19 protein-coding genes and 3 pseudogenes are annotated in these 20,278 nt (G+C 60.7%); 5 read left to right on the forward strand and 17 right to left on the reverse strand.

The genetic code is table 11. The features are described 5' to 3' along the window. Positions 1-230: 230 nt before the first annotated feature. Positions 231-623 (forward strand): hypothetical protein, encoded by a 393-nt coding sequence (locus NKH30_RS21505; RefSeq protein WP_352542690.1) that lies wholly within the window; start codon positions 231-233, stop codon positions 621-623. A 424-nt stretch (positions 624-1,047) separates the two neighbouring features. Here NKH30_RS21505 and NKH30_RS21510 read toward each other — a convergent pair whose 3' ends face one another. The 16 genes and pseudogenes from NKH30_RS21510 to trbB form a co-directional block, all read right to left on the reverse strand. After that, entirely contained in the window at positions 1,048-2,610 is a 1,563-nt protein-coding gene (locus NKH30_RS21510) for an adenylate/guanylate cyclase domain-containing protein (protein WP_352996964.1), read from the reverse strand. Between the two features lie 24 nt (positions 2,611-2,634). After that, positions 2,635-3,006: a response regulator gene (locus tag NKH30_RS21515; RefSeq protein ID WP_352542692.1), complete on the reverse strand. Its 372-nt coding sequence runs from the start codon at positions 3,004-3,006 to the stop codon at positions 2,635-2,637. Then, the gene (locus NKH30_RS21520) at positions 3,003-5,795 is read right to left on the reverse strand and encodes an ATP-binding response regulator (protein WP_352542693.1); all 2,793 of its coding nucleotides are present in this window, start codon (positions 5,793-5,795) and stop codon (positions 3,003-3,005) included. Before NKH30_RS21520 ends, NKH30_RS21515 begins: the two co-directional genes overlap by 4 nt. Then, on the reverse strand, positions 5,792-6,553 hold the full coding sequence (locus NKH30_RS21525) for a Tll0287-like domain-containing protein (protein ID WP_352474822.1): 762 nt from the start codon (positions 6,551-6,553) through the stop codon (positions 5,792-5,794). The genes NKH30_RS21520 and NKH30_RS21525 overlap by 4 nt, the downstream gene beginning before the upstream one ends. A 307-nt stretch (positions 6,554-6,860) precedes the next feature. Continuing rightward, positions 6,861-7,148 carry a DUF2274 domain-containing protein gene (locus NKH30_RS21530; RefSeq protein WP_352474823.1) on the reverse strand — a complete coding sequence of 96 codons (288 nt, stop codon included), beginning with the start codon at positions 7,146-7,148 and terminating at the stop codon, positions 6,861-6,863. Between the two features lie 32 nt (positions 7,149-7,180). Further along, a pseudogene (locus NKH30_RS21535) lies at positions 7,181-7,297 on the reverse strand (DUF2274 domain-containing protein); the annotation flags it as partial. Further along, positions 7,294-8,508, reverse strand: a complete 1,215-nt coding sequence (locus tag NKH30_RS21540) for a TraB/TrbI/VirB10 family type IV secretion system protein (RefSeq protein WP_352542694.1) — start codon at positions 8,506-8,508, stop codon at positions 7,294-7,296. The pseudogene NKH30_RS21535 and the gene NKH30_RS21540, both read right to left, overlap by 4 nt. Next, positions 8,505-9,566 (reverse strand): P-type conjugative transfer protein TrbG, encoded by a 1,062-nt coding sequence (gene trbG, locus NKH30_RS21545; protein ID WP_352996966.1) that lies wholly within the window; start codon positions 9,564-9,566, stop codon positions 8,505-8,507. The genes NKH30_RS21540 and trbG overlap by 4 nt, the downstream gene beginning before the upstream one ends. Then, entirely contained in the window at positions 9,566-10,252 is a 687-nt protein-coding gene (gene trbF, locus NKH30_RS21550) for a conjugal transfer protein TrbF (protein ID WP_352996968.1), read from the reverse strand. Before trbF ends, trbG begins: the two co-directional genes overlap by 1 nt. Then, positions 10,252-11,619 carry a P-type conjugative transfer protein TrbL gene (gene trbL, locus NKH30_RS21555; protein WP_352474827.1) on the reverse strand — a complete coding sequence of 456 codons (1,368 nt, stop codon included), beginning with the start codon at positions 11,617-11,619 and terminating at the stop codon, positions 10,252-10,254. The genes trbF and trbL overlap by 1 nt, the downstream gene beginning before the upstream one ends. Continuing rightward, positions 11,616-11,984, reverse strand: coding sequence for a putative entry exclusion protein TrbK-alt (gene trbK-alt / locus NKH30_RS21560; protein WP_352474828.1), 369 nt, complete (start codon positions 11,982-11,984; stop codon positions 11,616-11,618). Before trbK-alt ends, trbL begins: the two co-directional genes overlap by 4 nt. Before the next feature lie 12 nt (positions 11,985-11,996). Then, positions 11,997-12,746 (reverse strand): P-type conjugative transfer protein TrbJ, encoded by a 750-nt coding sequence (gene trbJ / locus NKH30_RS21565; RefSeq protein WP_352542695.1) that lies wholly within the window; start codon positions 12,744-12,746, stop codon positions 11,997-11,999. After that, complete coding sequence (trbE, locus tag NKH30_RS21570; protein WP_352996970.1) at positions 12,743-15,250, reverse strand: conjugal transfer protein TrbE; 2,508 nt, start codon at positions 15,248-15,250, stop codon at positions 12,743-12,745. The genes trbJ and trbE overlap by 4 nt, the downstream gene beginning before the upstream one ends. A gap of 11 nt (positions 15,251-15,261) precedes the next feature. Beyond that, positions 15,262-15,525: a VirB3 family type IV secretion system protein gene (locus NKH30_RS21575; RefSeq protein ID WP_352474832.1), complete on the reverse strand. Its 264-nt coding sequence runs from the start codon at positions 15,523-15,525 to the stop codon at positions 15,262-15,264. Further along, positions 15,525-15,788: a TrbC/VirB2 family type IV secretion system protein gene (locus NKH30_RS21580; protein ID WP_352474837.1), complete on the reverse strand. Its 264-nt coding sequence runs from the start codon at positions 15,786-15,788 to the stop codon at positions 15,525-15,527. Before NKH30_RS21580 ends, NKH30_RS21575 begins: the two co-directional genes overlap by 1 nt. 74 nt (positions 15,789-15,862) lie before the next feature. Next, complete coding sequence (gene trbB / locus NKH30_RS21585) at positions 15,863-16,879, reverse strand: P-type conjugative transfer ATPase TrbB (RefSeq protein WP_352996972.1); 1,017 nt, start codon at positions 16,877-16,879, stop codon at positions 15,863-15,865. A gap of 258 nt (positions 16,880-17,137) precedes the next feature. Between trbB and NKH30_RS21590 the strand changes: the two genes are divergently transcribed. From NKH30_RS21590 to NKH30_RS21600, 3 genes and pseudogenes are all read left to right on the forward strand, one after another. Further along, positions 17,138-17,395 (forward strand): type II toxin-antitoxin system VapB family antitoxin, encoded by a 258-nt coding sequence (locus NKH30_RS21590; RefSeq protein ID WP_352474834.1) that lies wholly within the window; start codon positions 17,138-17,140, stop codon positions 17,393-17,395. Next, positions 17,395-17,767 (forward strand): annotated as a pseudogene (locus NKH30_RS21595) (type II toxin-antitoxin system VapC family toxin). The gene NKH30_RS21590 and the pseudogene NKH30_RS21595 overlap by 1 nt, the downstream one beginning before the upstream one ends. A gap of 331 nt (positions 17,768-18,098) precedes the next feature. Continuing rightward, positions 18,099-18,326, forward strand: a pseudogene (locus NKH30_RS21600) (helix-turn-helix domain-containing protein); the annotation flags it as partial. An 867-nt stretch (positions 18,327-19,193) separates the two neighbouring features. On the opposite strand, the gene NKH30_RS21605 reads toward NKH30_RS21600, so the two are convergent. Then, positions 19,194-19,319 (reverse strand): hypothetical protein, encoded by a 126-nt coding sequence (locus tag NKH30_RS21605; protein WP_352474836.1) that lies wholly within the window; start codon positions 19,317-19,319, stop codon positions 19,194-19,196. Positions 19,320-20,077: 758 nt separating this feature from the next. On the opposite strand from NKH30_RS21605, the gene NKH30_RS21610 reads away from it, so the two are divergent. After that, positions 20,078-20,278: glycosyltransferase (locus NKH30_RS21610; RefSeq protein ID WP_352996974.1), on the forward strand; the 201-nt coding region annotated here is incomplete at its 3' end.

Raw genomic sequence — 20,278 nt, forward strand, 5'->3', positions numbered from 1 at the left:
ACTGCGGCCTCCGGTGAGCGAGGCTCTATCCGGGCTGAAGATCCTTCGTGTCATTTAGCGCGAATAGGAACTGTCTGCGAGACTTCGATTAGGCCCGACCGCTATTGCCAGCCGACGGCCCGCACCGTGTGGCGGGAGCGGCACCATCACCAATCAACCGGATTCATTACAATGAAGGGCGACAACCTCGAAGAGAGAGGGCAAGACGACGTATTGGCGCCAGAGAAGGCTTGGCGAGCAGAAAAACGGGATTGGATCCGGACTGGGCTGATCGTCGCGCAAATCCGCGCGGAAAAGCTGCGGCAAGCTCCAAGAAGAAATTTCGCAGGATCGAACACATGTGTTGGCTGGAAAATAGAAAGCTTATTCGCTCCGCGAAAGTCATTGCCGAGGCTGAGCATGCCGAACGTAGCGAAAAGACAGCAAGATTGAGATCGCTTCGGATGGCAGCTCAGAGTGACCTGAAGGTTCCGTTCCTTGAGGAACTCGATTGCTCTCTACTTGTCGCCGCACTGACTCAAGGCGAATTATCGGCTAAACTTCCCGACGGATCGCATTGGCGGGGCCGAGCAAGGGCAACAGGCAAAAACCAGTATTCCTCCGCGCCCGCCAATTCGGACTAACGAGTGTTCTCTCGCCTGATATCGAATTCAGAAGGCGATCTCGAGACCCAGCTTGCCGCTGACAGTTGACTGTCTTGAGACCACTTGCCGCGAATCTCACTGCTGAGCGTTGATCGATTGAGACATTTTCAGGTTGAAGCCAGACGGAGTGCCACTGAGAAGTCTGCGTCTTCAAACTCACACTCTCCCTTCCGTCAACGCATGCCGTGTTGGAATAGCCGAAGCCGAAAGGCGGTAGCGCTCCTCAAACCCACTATCTCATCTCGGGTAGCAGGTGTGGCGATGTAGCCCTCGTCACAGGGCTAACCCCAGTGCTTGCACTGGCCAGGGGCCACTTTCGATGCCACGCTGCGGAGCGCCGGCGGTCCGAGCACAGAGCATCGCTTCGCGAAATTTCCCTAAGGGCAGTCAGACATTGTTCCGATCAGTGTTGAACGAGATAGGTTTCGATCCTGCCGACACCTGCCAGTTCTAGATTACAGCGCGGTTCGAGCTTCCAGGAGGTGCGCAGGGCCTGCTTGGTTGCCTCCGAGATTTGCATGCGGTCGGCCACGCCCTGGGACTCGAGCCGGCTTGCAATATTCACGGTCTCGCCCCAGAGGTCGTAGACGAACCGATGCCGGCCGATCAGGCCCGCGGTCACCGGTCCCGTGTGCACGCCAATGCGGATCCGAAAACTATCGTTGCCCCAAGCTAAGGGCTTCAACGCGTCCAGCATGGATTTCCCGAGTGCCACGATCCTGTCGGCATGGTCAGCTGCCGGTTCGGGAACACCGCTCGCAGCCATATAGGCGTCTCCGATGGTCTTGATTTTCTCGACGGAATGCTTCTCCGCCAAAACGTCGAACGTGCCGAATAGCCTGTCGAGGCGCTTGATCAGGTCCGACGGCGGCAACCTTGCCGCTATGCTCGAGAAACCGACAATATCGGCAAAAAGAATGGTCACTTCATCGAACCGGTCGGCAATGAACTCTTCGCCCCGATGCAGCCGTGCCACGATCTGACCGGGCAGGATCGCATGAAGAAGCGAGTCAGCCCGCCCCTTCTCCACCTCGATCCGCTGAAGATACTGGTGCTCGCGGTCAAGCCAACGCTTCTTCTCCAAACTCGAGTTGATCCGGGCGCGCAGCAGGACTGGATTGAAAGGTTTAGGCAAGTAATCGTCGGCCCCCGCCTCGATGCAGCGGACCACTGCGTCCACTTCGTCCAACCCCGATATCATGATGACAGGGATATGCCGCCATCGGCGCTCCGCTTTCAATCGTGAGAGCACCTCGATGCCGTTCATGTCCGGCATCAGGAGGTCCAGCAGAACCAGGTCGAACTCGTGTTCCGCAAGGTGAGCCAGCGCTGACAGACCGGACTCGGCAGTGACTACCTGATGACCGTCACGTTGCAAGCGGCGGGAGAGGAGACCGCGGTTACTGCTGATGTCGTCGACGACAAGTATGCGGCCACAGCCGGAGCTTACGGGGTGCTCCGTCTTGATCAGTGCCCGTTCGAGTCCTGCCGCATCGATCTCAGCCTGATCCGTGGTCCGCGGTTCCTCGCTGTCGGGTGCGCGCGAGAGGCCGGCGATTGCATCGACATGCGCCAACAACTCGGCCGCCGCGGCGAGCATCACCCTGACATCCTCTTCCAGCGCGTATTCGTGCAATTCTTCGGCTTCTTCACGAATCATTTCGGAATAGCCGATGATCGCGTTGAGCGGCGTTCGCAAGTCGTGGCGCAGTTTCGCCTCGATCTCGACCCCTGCCCGGTTCTGATTGTCGGCTTTGCCATAGATCAAGCTGTCGATCAGGCCATTCAATTCGCAAGCAGCGGCGCTGACCTTCTCCAGATCCGGTGTCATGTGGACCAGACCGAGATCCTGCACCTGTTCGGTCAGCAACTCCTGAAATCCTGAGATTGCCCGCGCCGGTCCGGCGAGCTGCTGTGCCAGATGGACGGCGATCGCATGGCGTTGGAACTTGTTCTTGGCAGTCATGTTTTCAAACCGTCGGCCTGGGCCTCATCGATCCCCGGCGAGCAATTGTTCAATTTTCTGGACAAGTCGCGACAGGTCCACCGGCTTGCTATCGTAGTCATCGCAGCCGGCCTCGAGCGCCATTTCGCGATCGCTGGCCATCGCGTGCGCAGAAAGCGCAATGATCGGGATCCCGGAGGTGGCCGGATCAGCCTTGATCCGCCGGGTCGCCTCCCACCCGTCCATGACCGGCAAGCTCATATCCATGAGGATGAGATCCGGCCTTTCCGAAACGGTGAGTTCCACGCCCGACTGTCCGTTTTCCGCAATCAGGACTTCGAACCCACGCCGCGACAACCGCCGCGAGAGCATGTCGCGATTCAATTCGTTGTCTTCTACGAGAAGGATCCTCGTCATCCTCGGCTTCCTTCAGCCATGGGGGCGGTTCCGGGATCGGCAATGCTGGCACCTGTCGATCCAAGTGGGAATATCTGGCGCTCGAGGGCCTCGACCAACTGAGACCGACTGTTTGCGCCCTTGGTCACAACCGCGACCGCCCTGTCGCGAAGCCATTTGAGCTCGTCCGCCGACAAATCCTTGGAAGTCACGACGACGACCGGAATGTTCTGCAGCTCGGGCACCTGCTGCATCTCATTCAAGGTCTCGAATCCGTCCATTTCGGGCATCAGCAGATCAAGCAGGACCAGACGCGGCAACAACCGCTTCATCAGCTTGAGGCCGCGCAGGCCATCGCTTGCCTCGTGAACCCGCCAATCCTTCTTGACCAGAATACGCCGAAGGAAATCGCGCGAGGCTTGATCGTCATCAATAACAAGCACATCGCGGTTGCCACTGCCGCAAGCCTCTATCGTTCGAACAAGCTTCCGCGTGTCGATCGGCTTCGTTAGGTATTCGACCGCACCGAGTGAGAGGCCGAGTTCGCGATCTGCAAGTATCGTCGCAAGGATTACTGGAATCTCGCAGAGCTCCTTGTCGCTCTTCAGCGAGCGCAGCACTGACCAGCCGTCCTGATGCGGCATGATAATGTCGAGAACGATTGCGACAGGGCGATGCGCTCGCGCAGCGGCTATTCCTTCCTCGCCGCTTGCTGCTTCGATCGACGCCAGTCCCGCTTCTGCCAAGGCCCTGGCGATAAGGGTTCGGGCGGCAGGCTCGTCATCGATGATCAGAACCGCCTTGTCCGACGCCCTGGACGACAGCGGTTCGGCGAGTCGCTGCTCGCTAGATTCCTCGTTGCACTCGGCTGGAATCTCCATTGTGAAGGTCGAGCCTTTTCCGAACTCGCTCTTGACCGTTACAACGCCTCCGATCATTCGGCAGAAACTCCGGGTTATGCTAAGGCCCAATCCCGTTCCGCCATAGTTGCGAGTGGTGGACGCGTCTGCCTGCGTAAAAGCGTCAAAGAGCCGTTCTTGTTGCTCTGGCGTCATCCCGATCCCGGTGTCAGACACTACGAATATTAGCCAGTCGCCATCCGATGTCCTGTTGCGTCGAACCGCCAGCGTTACACGGCCCACTTCGGTGAACTTGGCCGCGTTACTGAGTAGATTGAAGAGGTTATGACGCAACTTCGTCTGGTCCGAATGCATTTTCCCAAGGTCTCCCGCGAGGTCCAGCACGAAACTGTTTCTGTTTTTCGCCATCAGTGGCGCTACTGTGGCCTGGACATCGCGCAACAAGTCGGCGACGTCGAAAGTCTCCAGGAAATTTTCCATCTTATTTGCCTCGATCTTCGACAGATCGAGGATGTCGTTGATGAGCGCGAGGAGATGGCGACCGGCCCCTGCGATCTTTTCCACATCTGGGACGAACTCGTTCATTTGCTCGTCACTCGCCTCTTCGATCAGCATCTCGCTGTAGCCAATGATCGCGTTCAATGGAGTGCGTAGCTCGTGGCTCATGGACGCGAGGAAGCTGCTCTTGGCCTCATTTGCCGCTTCAGCATGGCTCTTGGCCCGCTCGAGTTCGACCTCTCTCTGCTTCAGTTCCGTGATGTCGGTGTAAACGGCGACGGTCCCGCCGTCAGGGGTCTTTCGTTTGCTGACGCGGACCCAGCGTTCTCCGAAGCGACCCTCGTGGACGAAGCCTGCCGGATCCTTCTGGATGCGCAGCCTCTCCGCAATCCATTCCTCCGGCGACGCGCCCTCAAGGTCGACGTGCCCGCTCGCCAAGCGTCCTTTCAGAATATCCTGAAGGCTTTGCCCAGGAAGAGTAGCTCGCTCATTGCCGGGAAAGATTTCGCAGTATTTGCTGTTGGCAAGAAGGACCTTGTCCTCCGAATCGAACAGGACAAATCCGTCAGAAATCGCCTCGAGTGCCGCTGCGATCGTCCGTCTTTGCCGCTCCGCCTCATCTTCCAGTCTTTGCTTTTCAATTGCGCTCGCCCGGAAAAGCCGAAGCGTCCGCGCCATCGCGCCGAGCTCGTCGCCTCCCTCTGCCTGTATTTCGACGTCATAGCGTCCTTCCGTCAGATTTCCGATCACCCGGTTCAAGCGCCGCAACGGGCCGACGATCGAGCGAAGAACAAGGATGGTGAGAAGCGACCCGATCATCACCACGATGGCCACCAGCACGGCAGCGGTCGTCGCCGTTTTCTGGGTTTCCGTTACGACCTCGTTGCGAGCGGCTTCTGCCTCGGCGCTCGCTCGTTCGACGAGTTTGTTAAGCGCGGCATCCACATTTGCGCTGTGGGTGCGCGCCTCGGCGAGGAGAGTGTTGCCGATGATGCGGTTGTCTTGAGTATAGCTGTCTGCCGCTCGTAACGCCGTTTTGACATAGGCATCGATCTCAACGCGGATTTCCCTGACCGCATCCGGTGATGATTTCGAAAGGCGGTCCAGATGTGCCAGCAGTCGCTCGCGCGCCTGCTCGGCATTGCGCTGAGAATTCATCAACAAGCTAACCGACAAATCAGTCAGCCAGTATCGCAATTCGCCGAATGTTACGTGGGCCGCAGCCGCAGTGGACGCGACGTCGAAAAATGCCTTGGTCTCCGCGGTTCGATCTGCACTGCGATAAAGTGCCTGGGTGAGAAAGATGGACGATACGATGAGGCTGACAAGGCCGGCCGCTGTCAGCGCAGCTATGCGGGCCGAAATCGGTAGATTGGCGAAGCTACGCGCAAGTGGCCTCGCCGGCGCCGATACGGCTTCCACTTGGTGCGGTGATTGTTCCAAAGCGCTCATTTGAACAAGACGATGCTGATCGCGCCTCCCAGATCGCCCGCTTTGCCGCCCTCCTTTGGATATCCTGTCACGTCGATCTCGCCCTTCGGCTCGCCGTGACAGGAAAGACACGAGCCGGTATAGTATTCGGGCAGCAGCATTCGAAATGCCGGGCGTCCATCCGCCTCTGTGACGTCCGTGTAGGCTTCTCCCTTCGCTCTCTGCGGATCCACCAAGACCTTTTCGATGATCTGTGCTTCCCAGGCGTCCGGAAGCGATTTGCGGTTGCGCACGAGTTGCTCTGGCGCAGTCACGCGCACCCGAGCTTCGTTGCCGGCCTTGGCGACGAACTTGTCATTCATCAGACGCGCAAACACGGCTGGCACGAAGCCCTTGAAAGCGATTCCCGCGCGGTTGATGTTATCTTGCTGTTCGTCCACCACCTCTCGCATCGCCTCAATCTGGACTTCAAGCAGACGCCGGTCGCGCTCGGTCAATTCGCCGGAAAGCGGGTCGTTGCCGATGTGTTTTGAGTATTCGGCGATGGCCTCTCTCGTAATGCGCTCACCGTCGAGGTGCTTGTCGCCAACAGCAGGATCATTGATGAGCGTCTGGTAGTTCGATATGATACGTCGCCCCGCACGGAGCAATTCCGCGAGTCGCGTTCCCGTCGCGACATCCTCGGTAACTCCCGCTCCGATGGCAGACGACACGACGAGCGCGCAGCCGACAAGAACAGCGGCAATGAAAGTCCGCGTCAACGCTGACATGCCGGACATTTCCGTTTCCCTTCCAGGAAGGCCACTAACAGCATAGCACGATAAAAGCCGGGGAGGCAGCGACAAACTTCGAAGCTCAGGGAAGGAGGGAACGAAATATTCGCCGTCTGTTCCGAAGCGTCCCTGGCGTGTAACCCATCTCCGCCGAACGTCCCTTACCACCCCATCGCCACCCCATTGCCAACCCACAGCCTCGACCAACTGGATGACGGCTTCGGGTGATGGCCGTGAATTGGCCCGGAGCAAGCGAGCTTCCGCTTAGGGTCGGAACCGGCATTCCGCTTAGGGTAAAGCCACTGGGACAGCTTCAGGCGGAGCCATCACCTTCAGCACCGCTTCGCGTCGTGCTGCTGGCCGGAGACGCCCCTCTTTGGCGGGCACGGCCGGCCTTCGCCTTACGACTGCGCCAACCGCGATCCGAACCGACGAAGGCCTCCAGCATGTGCGGAATCAGGGCAGCGGTGTCCACGGGTTCATAGAGCCGGCTGTGCTCGGCCGCGTACTGATCGAGTTCCTCCTTGAGAGGCTCCGGCAGGATGATGGTCATGCGGACGACGCCAACCTTCGGCAGCCGACCGAGCCTCAGATCTGGCATTGTTCACCTCCTGCGTGTGAGACAAAGACATGTTGCCTGTTCAGATAATCTGCGTAGGCGACGAGGTCGCGATGAACGGCGGCAGGCAGTTCGACGGTGATCTTGACCGGACGGTCATCGGGAATGGCGGAGCGTTTCAGCTTGGTCATGACGGACCCTTTGACTTCCCGTAAGGCACAAGAACAAGGTCGCGATTGACAATCACGCGAACCGGAAAACCGGGCCGCACCGTGAGCGTCGGCTGCACGTTGAGCTGATTGCGCACGATCTGCTGGCCAATATCGGAGGCCGAGTCCTGCGCGCTTTCGCGGATGGCCTTGGCGATTTCGCTTTCGTCGTCGCTGGACCCGAGCGATGTCCCAATGCCCAGCAATGTCGAGAGCGCTGCGGCCCGGAACATCTGGCCCCAATGATGGTCAACTTCGTCTTCAAGGCCAGAAAACCCTTGCGTGTCTGCGCCCTGCTGGCGCTCCAGCACGATCGATGTGCCATCGGGCATGATCAGCCGGTTCCACACCAGCAGCAGGCGCGACTGACCGAACGCGACCTGGCTGTCATACTGGCCGATCAGCCGCGCACCCTGCGGGATCAGAAGGTATGAGCCGGTTGGGCTGTCGTAGACATTTTCCGTGACCTGAGCGGTGATCTCGCCGGGCAGGTCGGAGCGGATGCCGGTGATAAGGGCAGCTGGAATGACGCTGCCGGCTTGCACCACATAGGGCGAGGCCTTCTCGGCGAGCCGATTGGGGCTGACTGTGCGACGGTCTGGCTCGGCATTGACGAAGGCCAGCTTGCGATCCTGCACGTTTTGCGCGGCGCCAGGATCGATCGGTGGCGGCCCAAGCGGCGGAGTCAGACCAGATTGGGTGTCCGGTCCTATGACCCTGCTGCCAGCATCCTGACGTGTGGGACCAGGTCTCGTGTTCGTATCGGTGAAGAGCTTCGCCACGCGTGCGGCCTCGATCTCGGCCAGTCGGCGCTGCTCCTCCGGATCGGCGCGCGGGCCACTGACGTTGGACGCCCCAATCGGCTGGCCGCGCTCCTGCGCGCGCAAGATCGGCCGGCCCAAATCGCCAGGCAGCGCGGGGCCGAGTTGCGGAACACCGGCATAGTCCTTCGGCAGCTTCTGTAGCCCGTCGGCCGTTGAGCGGTTTTCGGTGGTGAAGAGCTCGGACGGCTGTTCGGTTCCGCGCTGTCTGGTGTCGAGCGCCCAAATCAACGTGCCGAGGATCGCAGCGCTGGCAACTCCACCAACGCCTATCAGCACCTTGCGCGACAGTCGCGTGACCCTGGCCGGTTCGGGCCGAAGGCGCAGTTCCGCTCGAATGTCCTGGTTGGGTGCATTTGCAGGGTCGCTCATCGGAACAGCCTCGTGCTGGGCGAGGTTCGTTTGCCGTCCGTACGCACGATGCGGACGCGCTTTTCGCTTGTTTTGTCGCCTAGCCTCAATTCAGCGGCGGCAAACAGCCGATCAACGACGTAGTAGTTCTGGCGAGCACGGTAGTTGACCAGCTCCGAGCCGCCCGATGGGCCGATGACAAAGAGTGGCGGCATTTCACCTTGCCCTATGCCAGACGGGAACTCGATGTAGACTTTTGCACCGTCATCGAAGGCGCGAAGCGGCCGCCAGGGCGCCATGTCGCCTTCGATGCGATAGCGGAAATTCAGTTTCTGGATGTCGACGCCGGACGCGACCGGCTGTGCGGCGGAAGCCTGCGCGTTCTGGCGCCGCAGAGCAATCAGCTGGTCCTGCGGGTACTGCCAGGAGACCGAAGCCATGTAGGTCTTTTCGGTCGAGCGCAGCTCGAGATGATAGGTGCGGCGGTCGCTGTTGATGACGAGATTGGTCTGCAGATCCGGCCGTGTCGGCTTCACAAGAATATGGACCTGCTGGCGCTCCCCTGCCCCACTTTGCGTATCGCCGATGATCCAGCGCACCGTGTCGCCGGCGGCCACAGGCCCGGAGCCGACAAGCTGCTCGCCGGGCTGCAAGGCGATGTCGGTGACCTGGCCGGGCGCGGCATAGATCTGGTAGAGCGCGCCCTCACTCCAGGGATAGAGCTGGATGGCATTGACGAACCCGTCGCGAACCGGCTGCATCCTCGCTGCCTCGTTCGCCTGGCTGATACGCTGCTTCGGATCGGTCGGCTCCGGCTTCACCTTCGTAGCGTCGACTGGTTTCAACTGACCAGGCAGCGGAAGCGGTTTCGGCACTTCCACCACTTTGACCGGACCAGGCGGCTCGACCCTGCGCACCGCAGGCACCGCATCGTCGTAGGCGATTTCCGGCGGAATGTATTTCTTCGATGCACAGCCGGCGAGCGCCGTTGCCGACAGCAGTGTCAGGGCAAGCCTACGTGCCTTGGGCGCATTGCGCTTGGCCGGTCTCGCCGATGTTCTTGTTGGTGCTGCACCCATCATGAAAACTCCTTCGACCAGCTGATGGCGTTGACATAGACGCCAAGCGGATTGGCTTTGAGCCGGTCAGCGTCGCGGGGTTGCTGAATCACGATTGTGAGGATTGCGGTCCAGCGCTCCGTGCCGGCCAGGTTGCCATTCTCGTAACGGCGCTCGATCCAGGCGACGCGAAAGGAATCGGGCGTAGCACGGATGACGCTGGAAACCTCGATGGCGATCTGGAGTTTGCCCAATTTGGCAAAAGGGTCGTTCAACCGGGCGTAATCATTGAGGGAAATGGCGCCGCGGTCTGTGGTGTAGTCGTAGGCGCGCAGCCAGTTTTGGCGGACGATGACCGGGTCGGTCGGAATGCTTCTAACCTGTTCGATGAAGCGGGCCAGATGCCAGGCGATCTGCGGATCGGTCGGCCGATAGTCGGCAACGGCCGGAGCGACAACTTGCGCTTCGCCGAACTTGCCGACTTCCACCACCCAGGGAACCACTGAGCCGCGCGTCGACTGCCAGACCAATGCGGATGCAAAACCGCCGGCCAAGACGAGAGAGCCGAAGGCCATCAGCCGCCAGTTCTTCGCCTGGACGCGAGCCGAGCCGATGCGCTCGTCCCAAATCTGGGCTGCGCGCTGATATGGCGTCTCAGGGTGAGGCGTTTTTGAGTAACGAACAAAAGGGCGTCTAAAGGGTGTCATCAGCGGTCGTCCTGATCGAGGGAAACATTCATCGAGCCGCCGCCATCATTGCTCGAGTGGACCGAATGGGCGGCGATGCTGGCGCCATGGCTCATGGCCTGGCTGCGTTTCATGCGTTTTGCCCATGCTGGCGGAGAGTCGGCACTGGCCCCGGTGGACGGCCAGTCGCCGGAGGAGGCCGTGCCCGACGATCGCTCTCCACTCGTCGCAGTCCAAGCCGCAAAGCGGCCGGCCTCATAGCTGTCGGACAACGCCGTCGCAGCGCGCGACATGGCCTGCTTCACCGGTCGAACGGCAGCGCTGGCACCGGCCCTGGCGACACCTGCCACGCCGGCGGCGACCGAGCCTGCACCACCTCGTCCAGATGTCGCTGCGCCAAGCTCCCAGGCGGCCGAAGTGCTGCCGGCCAGGTGTGCGCCACCGCGTGCGGCCGCTGCCGACATACGCACCCCGGCATTGAGTGCGCCTGCTGCGCCGCTCAATCCGGTGCGAGCACCCATAGCGCCGGCCGCGCCAAGGCCGCCAGCGACGAGGCTCGTGCCAACAGCGGCACCTGCGCCAAGTTGGGGGGCACCAGAGACCAGCCCCGTCGCAATGCTTGGACCGAAGATCGACAGCCCCATCAGCGACAGGGCGCCCAGGACAAGCGACAGCGCATCCGTGATTGTGGGCTGTTCCGCGCCGAAGCCTCGGGTGAACTCGGCGAACAGCCCCGAGCCGATGCCGACGATGACGGCAAGGACCAGGATCTTCACGCCGGAGGCAACGATGTTGCCGAGCACTTTTTCGGCAAGAAAGGCGGTCCGGTTGAACAGCGCAAAGGGGAGCAGCACAAACCCGGCAAGCGTCGTCAGCTTGAATTCGACCAGCGTGACGAAGATCTGGACGGCCAGAAGAAAGAACGCAATCAGTACTATCGCCCAGGCGATCATCAGCACTACGATCTGGACGAAATTCTCGAAGAACGAGACGTAGCCCATCAGTTGGCTGGCGGCCTCGAGGATCGGATTGCCGGCATCGATGCCGACTTGTGCAACGCGGCCCGGCTGCAGCAATGCCGAGCCTGAAAGTGCCGAGCCTCCAGCCTTCAGGCCGAGCCCGGAAAAGCTCTCGAAGACGATGCCGGCCAGACGATTGAAGTTGCCGATGATGAAGGCAAAGAAGCCGATATAGAGGGTCTTCTTCACTAGCCGGTGCAGGACGTCCTCATCAGCACCCCATGCCCAGAACAGGCCGGCCAGTGTGATGTCCATGACAATGAGGGTCGAAGTAAGAAACGCAACTTCCCCACCGAGCAGACCAAAGCCGGAATCGATATAGCGGGTAAACGTCTCCAGGAAGCGATCGATCACGCCGGTGTCGTTCATGGCGCCACCGTTTCCGGATGGAGCCGGTCTTCCGCGCTAGGCGGAGTTGGCGGTTGGAGCGGCAGCATTCGGCTCTGGTCCTTCTCGATCCACGGACCCGCGTTTGGCGCGATGGGGCGGGATGGTTGCAGGAAGCGTCGGCGGCTTTCCGCCCAGGCTTTCCTGCAGGCGTCGTCATCAATCGCCGCCATGCCAATGTCCCGGCATCGGGCAAGCTCGACCCCAGCCGGCTCGCCGCCCGGATATGCAGAGCGCGGGGAGGACGCGTTCTGCGAGCCGCCGCCGCGCAGCGCCATGGAGGCGGCGGTCATGGCGGCGCCAAGGGCAAGAACGGCTGTTATCCGGGCGGCGATCTTGAGATCCATGCGGTCTTTGCCTCAGTCGTGGAACATTTTTACAGATGACGCGCTGTAGCTGCTGCCCGTCATAAAACGGCTGAACTGTTCCCGTGCCTGCTCCTGCGCGGCCGCCCGCCTCGCCTGCTCAAGGGCTTCGGCTCGTCCTTGTGCGGCCAGCATCGCAGTGAGGTCGGCAACTTGCTTGGCTTGGACCGCGAGGAGCTGGTTGCCGGCCTGCGTCGCCTGAAGCAAGCCGACGGCGGACTGGCTGGCACCGACCAGCGCACTCGTCTGCTCTTGTGTCGCGGCGATGTTGTCGACCGCGACGGCGCCCGCCTTCAGCGAATGCTCGAAGGCCGACACCGAGGTCTGCCAGCGTTGACGCGCGCCGTCGACAAGCTGCTGGCTGGAGAGATTCGAACCGAAATTCTCGTAAGCGGAGGTAAACTGGCTCTCGACCTCCTGGACGCTATAGGCCAGCTTGTCGGCCTCGCCGAGCAGGCTCTTCATCTCGGCAAAATTGGCCTCGATCTGGCCCAGCAGCGAGGTCGGCAGCGAAGTGAGATTCTTCGCCTGGTTGATCAGCATCTGCGCTTCGTTCTGAAGCGAGGTGATCTGGTTGTGGATCTGCTCCAGGGCGCGCGATGCCGAAAGCAGGTTTTCGGCGTAATTCCTGGGATCGAACACGATCAGCGCTGATGCTGGTGCCGATGACAGCGCCGTGGCCACGGCGATGGCGCCGGCTGCCGCCACGCGACGGATACGGCGACCTGCAAGAACGGAATTCATGACGAAATCTCCTCGGTGGACTGGTTGATCAAGTTGGTGAGACCTGGGATGAGGTCGGCCGCCCAGGACAGACTGCGCTCCGCTAGCCAGGCCTCGAGGAAATGGTCTCGGCCGGCCTCGGCGACGATCCGGCCGATCGCGGCCTGGTCGGATTTGGACGATGTGGCGCAGAGCGCCAGCGCGATTGGACCGAGCCCTAGTTCGAACAGACGATTGCCGCGGCGGCTTTGACAGTAATAGTCGCGCTTCGGTATCGCCCGGGCGATGATCTCGATCTGGCGATCGTTGAGACCAAAGCGTCGGTAGATCTCGGTGATCTGCGGCTCGATGGCGCGCTCGTTGGGCAAGAACAGCCGCGTCGGGCAGCTTTCTACTATTGCCGGCGCGATTGGCGATCCGTCGATGTCGGAAAGCGACTGCGTGGCGAAGACTACGCTGGCGTTCTTCTTTCTCAGCGTCTTCAGCCATTCGCGCAACTGGTCGGCGAAACCGCCATCGTCGAGCGCCAGCCAGCCCTCGTCAATGAGCAGCAGCGTCGGCCGTCCATCCATCCTCTGCTCGATGCGGTGGAAAAGGTAGGCAAGCACCGCGGGAGCAGCACCCGTGCCAATCAGGCCCTCGGTTTCGAACGCCTGGACGGTGGCTTCGCCGAGTCGCTCATGCTCGGCATCAAGCAGCCGGCCAAAAGCGCCGCCGATGCAATAGGGACCAAGCGCCTGTTTCAGCGGCGAGGACTGCAGCAGCACGGATAGGCCAGTTAATGTCCTCTCCTGGATTGGCGCAGAAGCCAGCGACGTCAGCGCCGACCATAGATGTTCCTTCACCTGCGGCGTGATGACCACGCCTTCCCGCAGTAGAATGTCGAAGAGCCAGGCGGCCGCCCAGGCCCGCTCTGGCGTATGATGGATATGGGCAAGCGGCTGCAGCGACACGGCCTGAACGTCGTCCGACAGATCGGCCAAGGTGAGCGAGGGCAACGGATTGTCAGAGCCCTGTCCGCTTTCAGCATTGCTTCCGAGACTGTGCCAATCACCATTCATGGCGAGCGTGGCAGCGCGGATTGAGCCACCGAAATCGAAGGCAAAGACCTGGCTGTTCTCGTAACGCCGGAACTGCAGCGCGATCAGCGCCAACAGGACCGACTTGCCGGCGCCCGTCGGGCCGATGACAAGGGTGTGGCCGACGTCTCCAACATGCAGGCTGAACCGGAACGGAGTGGCGCCCTCCGTCCTGGCGAAGAACAGCGGCGGCGCTCCAAGATGCTCGTCCTCGGTCGGACCTGCCCAGACCGCGGAGAGGGGAATCGCGTGCGCAAGGTTGAGCGTGGAAAGCGGCGGCTGGCGAACATTGGCATAGACATGGCCGGGGATGCCGCCCAGCCAAGCTTCGACAGCGTTGACGCCCTCGGCGATGCAGGTGAAGTCTCTGCCCTGAACGATCTTTTCGACTAGACGCAGTTTTTCGTCGGCAATCGATGGATCAACATCCCAGACCGTCATGGTGGCGGTGACATAGGCTTCGCCGATCTGATCAGAGCCCAGGTCCTGGAGCGCCGCGTCCGCATCGGCCGCCTTGTTGGCCGCGTCCGAGTCGACGAGAACAGACGCCTCGTTGGTCATCACCTCCTTGAGGATCGCGGCAACGGATTTCCGTTTCGCGAACCACTGACGGCGTATCTTGGTCACCAACTTGGTCGCCTCGGTCTTGTCCAGCATGATCGCCCGCGTTGACCAGCGGTAAGGGAAGGCAAGCCGATTAAGATCGTCGAGAATCCCCGGGAAGGTCATCGTCGGAAACCCGATGATAGTGAGTGTGCGCAGATGCGCATCGCCAAGCCTCGGATCGAGTCCGCCGGCCAACGGCTGATCGACAAGCAGTGCGTCGAGATGCATCGGCGTTTCTGGCACGCGAACGCGATGCCGCTTGGTCGAAATGGTTGAGTGCAGGTAACTCAGCGTCTCCCCGTCATCGAGCCAGTCAGCTTCGGGAACGAAGCCCCCGATGAGGTTGAGCGCGCGATCGGTGCGATCGACAAAAATCTTCAGGAGTTCCCAAGGATCGACGCCCGTCTTTTCCCGGCCTTCATAGAGCCAGCTCTCCATTCGCGACGCTTCCTCAGCCGGAGGCAGCCACACGAATGTGAGAAAGTAGCTGCTTTCAAACAGCACACCGGAGGCTTCGAACTGTTCGCGACGCTCGATGTCGAGAAGTGCCGATGCGCAATCCGGGAACCGGCTGTCTGGGTAGCCGCTGGCAGGATTGCGCTGCGCTTCGACAAAAATTGCCCAGCCGGAGCCGAGCCGGCCTAGCGCGCCGTTGAGCCGCGCGGTCGTGCCGACCAGCTCCGCCGGCGTGGCGGAGTCCAGGTCCGGCCCGCGAAAACGCACTGTCCTTTGAAAGCTGCCGTCCTTGTTGAGCACCACGCCCGGCGCCACCAGGGCGGCCCAAGGCAGATAATCGACGAGGCTGGCACTCTTCTTTCGGTATTCCGCGAGGTTCATCATGATGAAGGACCTCAACAGCCGAAGTGCGAGGGATAGCGAAGGTGCCGGCGTGCCACATCGACGAACTGCGCATCGCGCTTTGCCGCCCAGACGGCCACGAGATGTCCGACCAACCAGATGATGAGCCCTGCGACCCACAAGCGAAGTCCTAATCCGACCGCGCCGGCCAGCGTACCGTTGGCGATGGCAACCGCACGCGGCGCGCCGCCGAGCAGGATCGGTTCGGTGAGTGCGCGATGCACCGGCGCGAAAAAGCCGCGGACTTCCTCCTCCATCAGATCAGCGCTCCGCCGCCGAAGGAGAAAAAAGACAGGAAGAACGAACTTGCCGCGAAAGCGATCGACAGGCCGAAGACGATCTGGATCAGCCGGCGAAATCCGCCCGATGTGTCGCCGAAAGCGAGCGACAAGCCGGTGACGATGATGATGATCACCGCCACGATCTTGGCGACTGGCCCCTCAATCGATTCGAGAATTTGCTGAAGGGGCTCCTCCCAGGGCATGGAGGAACCGGCAGCATGGGCGGGCGCAATCGTCATGATCGCGGCGGTCGTCGCATACGACAGCTCCACGGCAAGTTTGCGGACAGCCGATGAAGTGAAGCGGATCGGGGTCATTTTGAAGCTCCAAAGGGCGAGTGGTGATTCACGGTCATTGTGGTCTCGAGATTTGCTTCCAGGGTGCGGTAGTCACCGGTGGCCGGATCGAGCCCGTCGACCAAGGCGATTTCGACGAGCCGGCGCGCGGAACCGCGGCCGGCGAGGACGGCGACGAGGTCTATGGTTTCGGCTATCAGCGCGCGCGGGACCGTGACGACGGCCTCCTGTACGAGCTGTTCCAGTCGCTGCAGTGCGCCAATGGCAGAATTGGCGTGAATGGTGCCGATGCCGCCGGGATGGCCGGTGCCCCAGGCCTTCAGCAAATCGAGCGCTTCGGCGCCACGTACCTCGCCGATCGGGATGCGGTCGGGCCGAAGCCGCAATGATGACTTCACTAGATCGGACAGCGAGGCGACGCCGTCCTTTGTGCGCAGCGCTACAAGATTGGGCGCAGCACACTGCAACTCGCGTGTGTCCTCGATCAGCACGACGCGCTCGGCGGTTTTAGCCACCTCCGCCAAAAGCGCGTTGACGAGCGTGGTCTTGCCCGTCGATGTGCCGCCGGCCACCAGCACATTCTTGCGTGTCTCCACGGCAAGCTGCAGGACGTCAGCCTGGCCTTCGGTCATGATGCCGGCAGCGACATAGTCTTGAAGCGTAAACACCGCGACCGCCGGCTTGCGGATGGCGAATGTTGGTGCCGTGACGACAGGCGGCAAAAGGCCCTCGAATCGTTCACCGGTCCCAGGCAGTTCAGCCGAAACGCGCGGCGAGCCCGAATGCACCTCCGCACCGACATGGTGCGCGACCAGCCTGACGATCCGTTCGCCGTCTGCCGCGATCAGCATTTCATTGCTTGCAGCCAGTCCTTCGCTGAGACGGTCAACCCACAGGCGACCGTCGGGATTGAGCATCACCTCGACAATGGCTGGATCGTCAAGGAAGCCTGCGATCGCCGGGCCGAGGGCGGTGCGCAGCATGCGCGCGCCGCGCGATACCGCTCCCTTACTGGCATGATAGTTGGTCGCCATGCGGGTCCCCGTTTCTCGCCACGAACTGGCTCTTGCCGCGGTCGGGGATCATTAGAAAAGGCAGGAGCGCCGGCCTTGCAACAAGCAAAACCGGCGATCGTGGCATGACGTGCAGAGACTTGCGAAATGCGGTGCCGCGACCGCCTGGCGATTGTGGTGGTCAATCCGGCGCGGGTGTGGGCGAAGGCTAGCAGGTATGTTGAAGAGCTAGAGAATTGTGGTAGAAATTGCCAGAAAGGTAGATTTTTGGAGTTTCTCGTGTCCCTGAACATCAAAAATCCAGCCACCGTTGCTCTCGCCGATGAACTCGCACGCCGCCAGGGTATCAGTAAGACAGCAGCCATTCATCAGGCCCTTAGCGAGCGCTTGCACCGCTTGGGCTTTGGAGAGACCGCTCAGGAGCGTCTGCTGGCAGAATTGCGCGCCATCCGAGAAAGAGTGGCACGATTGCCTGAACTGGATTGTCGCAGCGACGAGGAGATCATCGGGTTTGACGAGCATGGAATCCCTAACTGATGGTGATCGATACCTCAGCTGTTGTAGCGATCCTTCGGAGCGAGCCTGAGGCAGCAAGGCTGGAACGAGCGCTGGTCTCCGACCCAATCCGTCTGATCCCGGCAAGCTGCGTGCTCGAGGCACGCATGGTGCTGGTCAGCAGGCGCGGCGAACACGCGTTGGCTGAGATCGATCTTTGGCTGCGCAAAGTCGAGGCCGACATCATTCCTGTCGACTCCGAATTGGTTGATCTGGCGACCCAGGGTTGGCTGACCTACGGCAAGGGCCACCACCCGGCGGCGCTGAATTTCCTATGCTTTGGCAAAGCGTGCAGACGAACCGCTGCTTTTCATCGGCAAAGACTTCTGCCAAACGGATATCGAACCGGCATGAGCACGAGATTGTAAGATCATCGGCTGTCTCCAGCTTGAACCTGTAGTAGCGCCCAATTAGTTTCGGCCCTGTCGGCTGGGCCTGCATCGAGGGGCGTCATGCCAATTGGTGCAAAAGCAGAGCAAGCTGGCGTCTTTCGTCCTTCCGATCTGGTGCTGCTGGGCCGCGTCTTGGATGGTTTGGAAGTTGAGGGCCAATCCAGCCGGCCAACTTGTAACTCAGACATTCACGGCCGCGACGCTGGCTGCACCAATAAATGATGGGCCTCGTCGAAAACAGCCCTGGGGAGGGCCCGAAGCTCGCTCGCTTCGTAGGTGAGATGCTCGAGATAGGCGACCGGCTGCCGATTACCCATGAATTCCTGTCGGTCATGTTGGGTGTACGACGGCCGGGCGTCACCGTGGCACTTCAAATGCTGGAAGGCCGCGGTCTGATCAGGTCAAATCGTGGCGAGGTCATCGTCCGTGATCGAACTGGTCTCATCATCTTGGCAAACAGCTCATATGGCCAGCCGGAGGCGGAATATGCCCGCCTGATCGGCGAGCAGGCATCTCCATGATCCAAGCCAATATCGAAGTCCGCCGATGGGATGAGACAAACTGCCTAAAACGGCAGGCCATCGCTAATGCTGGGCGGGGGGTCTCGATCCGCGAAGGGCAACCCGTGCTGGTTCCGTGGAGTGAGGCACGCCAAGTGTCTCCCTTCCGCAAAGATTGATACTTGAGACTGGAGGCTCTGTCAGCGCCGTTGGCGACCAGAGCAGGATATGGCTGCCAGTCCGCGCGGGAACTACCATCCAGCCGCAGTCGACGTGTTGTCCGGGTCCCGGCCAGCGGTCGTCGGCCTGTTCGGCCAGAGTTTTCAGATATGAGGCTTGTGCGGGGGTCATCTCCGCTGACCCAATCTTCCGGGTCTTTTCCGAATTTGCCGATGCCTCGATTTTTGGGTTGTGCCGATCGCCCATGGTCAATCCCCCTTGATTGATCAGCTCAATGAGAAACGATCATGATTTGTTCCGCTACATTTGGTAGGCTTTCTCAGACCGTTTGCGGGGCTGCTCGTCACCGACCTGGTCAGTGTGTGGGATCGGCCGGAGTAACGTCGACCCTGACGCCTATGCCGACGGCCTTAGCAAGGCGGGAGCTTTTAAACGCATTGATGCACTCGGGGAAAGTTAGGCCTGTAGCGTCCGCCCGTGGCTTTTCGTCTCCAGCGAAGGACAGCCGATCGGGTTGGATTGGGACAGTTTTGCTGCAGGTTGTGACCCGCGCAATGAAATTTTCTGAATTCAGTGCATCGTGGCTCGACTGGCGATCGAGAGGACAAACGGCGGATGGGAGCGGCTCATAGGGTACAACAGCCCGGCATTCGCCCTGAACCCACCGAGACCTCGCGCCCGCCGGTCGAATCCTACTGTCGAAACAGATCAGGACCTTCCGATGAGGGCGATGGTCACCAGAGACACAAAAAGGACAAGGGCGATTGCAGCGCCCCAGAAGAAGACTTTTTCGGTGCCGCGTTGCTCTTCCTCGCGAGATATGTCTTTCGCCATTGCATGCATCCTTCGAAGGTCAGCGACTGAGCAACGTGATGTGCCAAGGCTGGGTTCCGATAAACTACTTGCCCGCTTCGCACTGTGAGACAGCTCTCGGAATGAAACTCCAACCGTCGGTTGGTGGACGCATCGCAGCTGGTGCATCTAAAGTTCGCGTGGTCCGCGCGCACCGGGCATGCCCGACCCCGAGCCCCCCGCTCGGTGCAACACGTTTGATCGACCCGCCGCATCAACCTGTGCGGCGGGCTTTTTTCCTCACGCGATGGAACACCGGCGCTCAGGAAAAGTTCTGCCCACGCAGCAAACTCTTTCCCTCATTTTTTTGCTGCCAGATCGGATATCTCCGATCGGCCCGCGTCGTTCTTATCCTCCGGCGACGCGGGCTCGCTGTCCTTGCTCGGTCGAGGAGCCACAGAACAAACGAAAGCACGATGCTGTCAGGACCCGGTGCCAATCGGAGCACAAAACGTGAAGTTCTCACGTTGGAGCTTGCGCGGATCCTGGTCAACCGTAGCGGCATATGTGAGGCGGGAGCGCCATTCTTTTTCTGGGACCGGTGAAACATTTCTCAGGGATCGCAGTTCTGGATGCAGAGGAATTGAATAAGGGAAACCTGATTGCACGGGAGGAGCACGGACGGCACAACTATAAATACGCTCTGCAGAGAATACTTCGCAACGGGAAGCTCTCGCTTGTCTTGGTTGCCGCCGAAGCTTGTTTGAAAGACGGCGATCGCCGCCGAAAAGATTTTCTAAATGAAAATAGCCCAGATCGCACCGCTAACCGAATCCGTGCCGCCCCGAACCTACGGTGGAACCGAGCGAATTGTTTCGTATCTGACCGAAGAACTTGCCCGACAGGGCCACGAGGTGACGCTGTTCGCCAGCGCCGATTCTCGTACCTCAGCCGAGCTGGTGCCGTGTTGCGACGTCGCGCTGCGCCTGAACCCCAGGGTC

This window comes from Mesorhizobium sp. M1273, assembly GCF_040318195.1.
Taxonomy (GTDB): domain Bacteria; phylum Pseudomonadota; class Alphaproteobacteria; order Rhizobiales; family Rhizobiaceae; genus Mesorhizobium.

Coding starts and splice junctions, on each gene's coding strand:
- NKH30_RS21540 (WP_352542694.1), bottom strand. CDS start 8,508: ATGAGCGACCCTGCAAATGCACCCAACCAGGACATTCGAGCGGAACTG.
- trbK-alt (WP_352474828.1), bottom strand. CDS start 11,984: ATGGATCTCAAGATCGCCGCCCGGATAACAGCCGTTCTTGCCCTTGGC.
- NKH30_RS21515 (WP_352542692.1), bottom strand. CDS start 3,006: ATGACGAGGATCCTTCTCGTAGAAGACAACGAATTGAATCGCGACATG.
- trbL (WP_352474827.1), bottom strand. CDS start 11,619: ATGAACGACACCGGCGTGATCGATCGCTTCCTGGAGACGTTTACCCGC.
- NKH30_RS21575 (WP_352474832.1), bottom strand. CDS start 15,525: ATGGAGGAGGAAGTCCGCGGCTTTTTCGCGCCGGTGCATCGCGCACTC.
- NKH30_RS21520 (WP_352542693.1), bottom strand. CDS start 5,795: ATGAGCGCTTTGGAACAATCACCGCACCAAGTGGAAGCCGTATCGGCG.
- NKH30_RS21510 (WP_352996964.1), bottom strand. CDS start 2,610: ATGACTGCCAAGAACAAGTTCCAACGCCATGCGATCGCCGTCCATCTG.
- NKH30_RS21605 (WP_352474836.1), bottom strand. CDS start 19,319: ATGGCGAAAGACATATCTCGCGAGGAAGAGCAACGCGGCACCGAAAAA.
- NKH30_RS21530 (WP_352474823.1), bottom strand. CDS start 7,148: ATGCCAGATCTGAGGCTCGGTCGGCTGCCGAAGGTTGGCGTCGTCCGC.
- trbJ (WP_352542695.1), bottom strand. CDS start 12,746: ATGAATTCCGTTCTTGCAGGTCGCCGTATCCGTCGCGTGGCGGCAGCC.
- NKH30_RS21525 (WP_352474822.1), bottom strand. CDS start 6,553: ATGTCCGGCATGTCAGCGTTGACGCGGACTTTCATTGCCGCTGTTCTT.
- trbE (WP_352996970.1), bottom strand. CDS start 15,250: ATGATGAACCTCGCGGAATACCGAAAGAAGAGTGCCAGCCTCGTCGAT.
- trbG (WP_352996966.1), bottom strand. CDS start 9,566: ATGGGTGCAGCACCAACAAGAACATCGGCGAGACCGGCCAAGCGCAAT.
- trbF (WP_352996968.1), bottom strand. CDS start 10,252: ATGACACCCTTTAGACGCCCTTTTGTTCGTTACTCAAAAACGCCTCAC.
- trbB (WP_352996972.1), bottom strand. CDS start 16,879: ATGGCGACCAACTATCATGCCAGTAAGGGAGCGGTATCGCGCGGCGCG.
- NKH30_RS21580 (WP_352474837.1), bottom strand. CDS start 15,788: ATGACGATTGCGCCCGCCCATGCTGCCGGTTCCTCCATGCCCTGGGAG.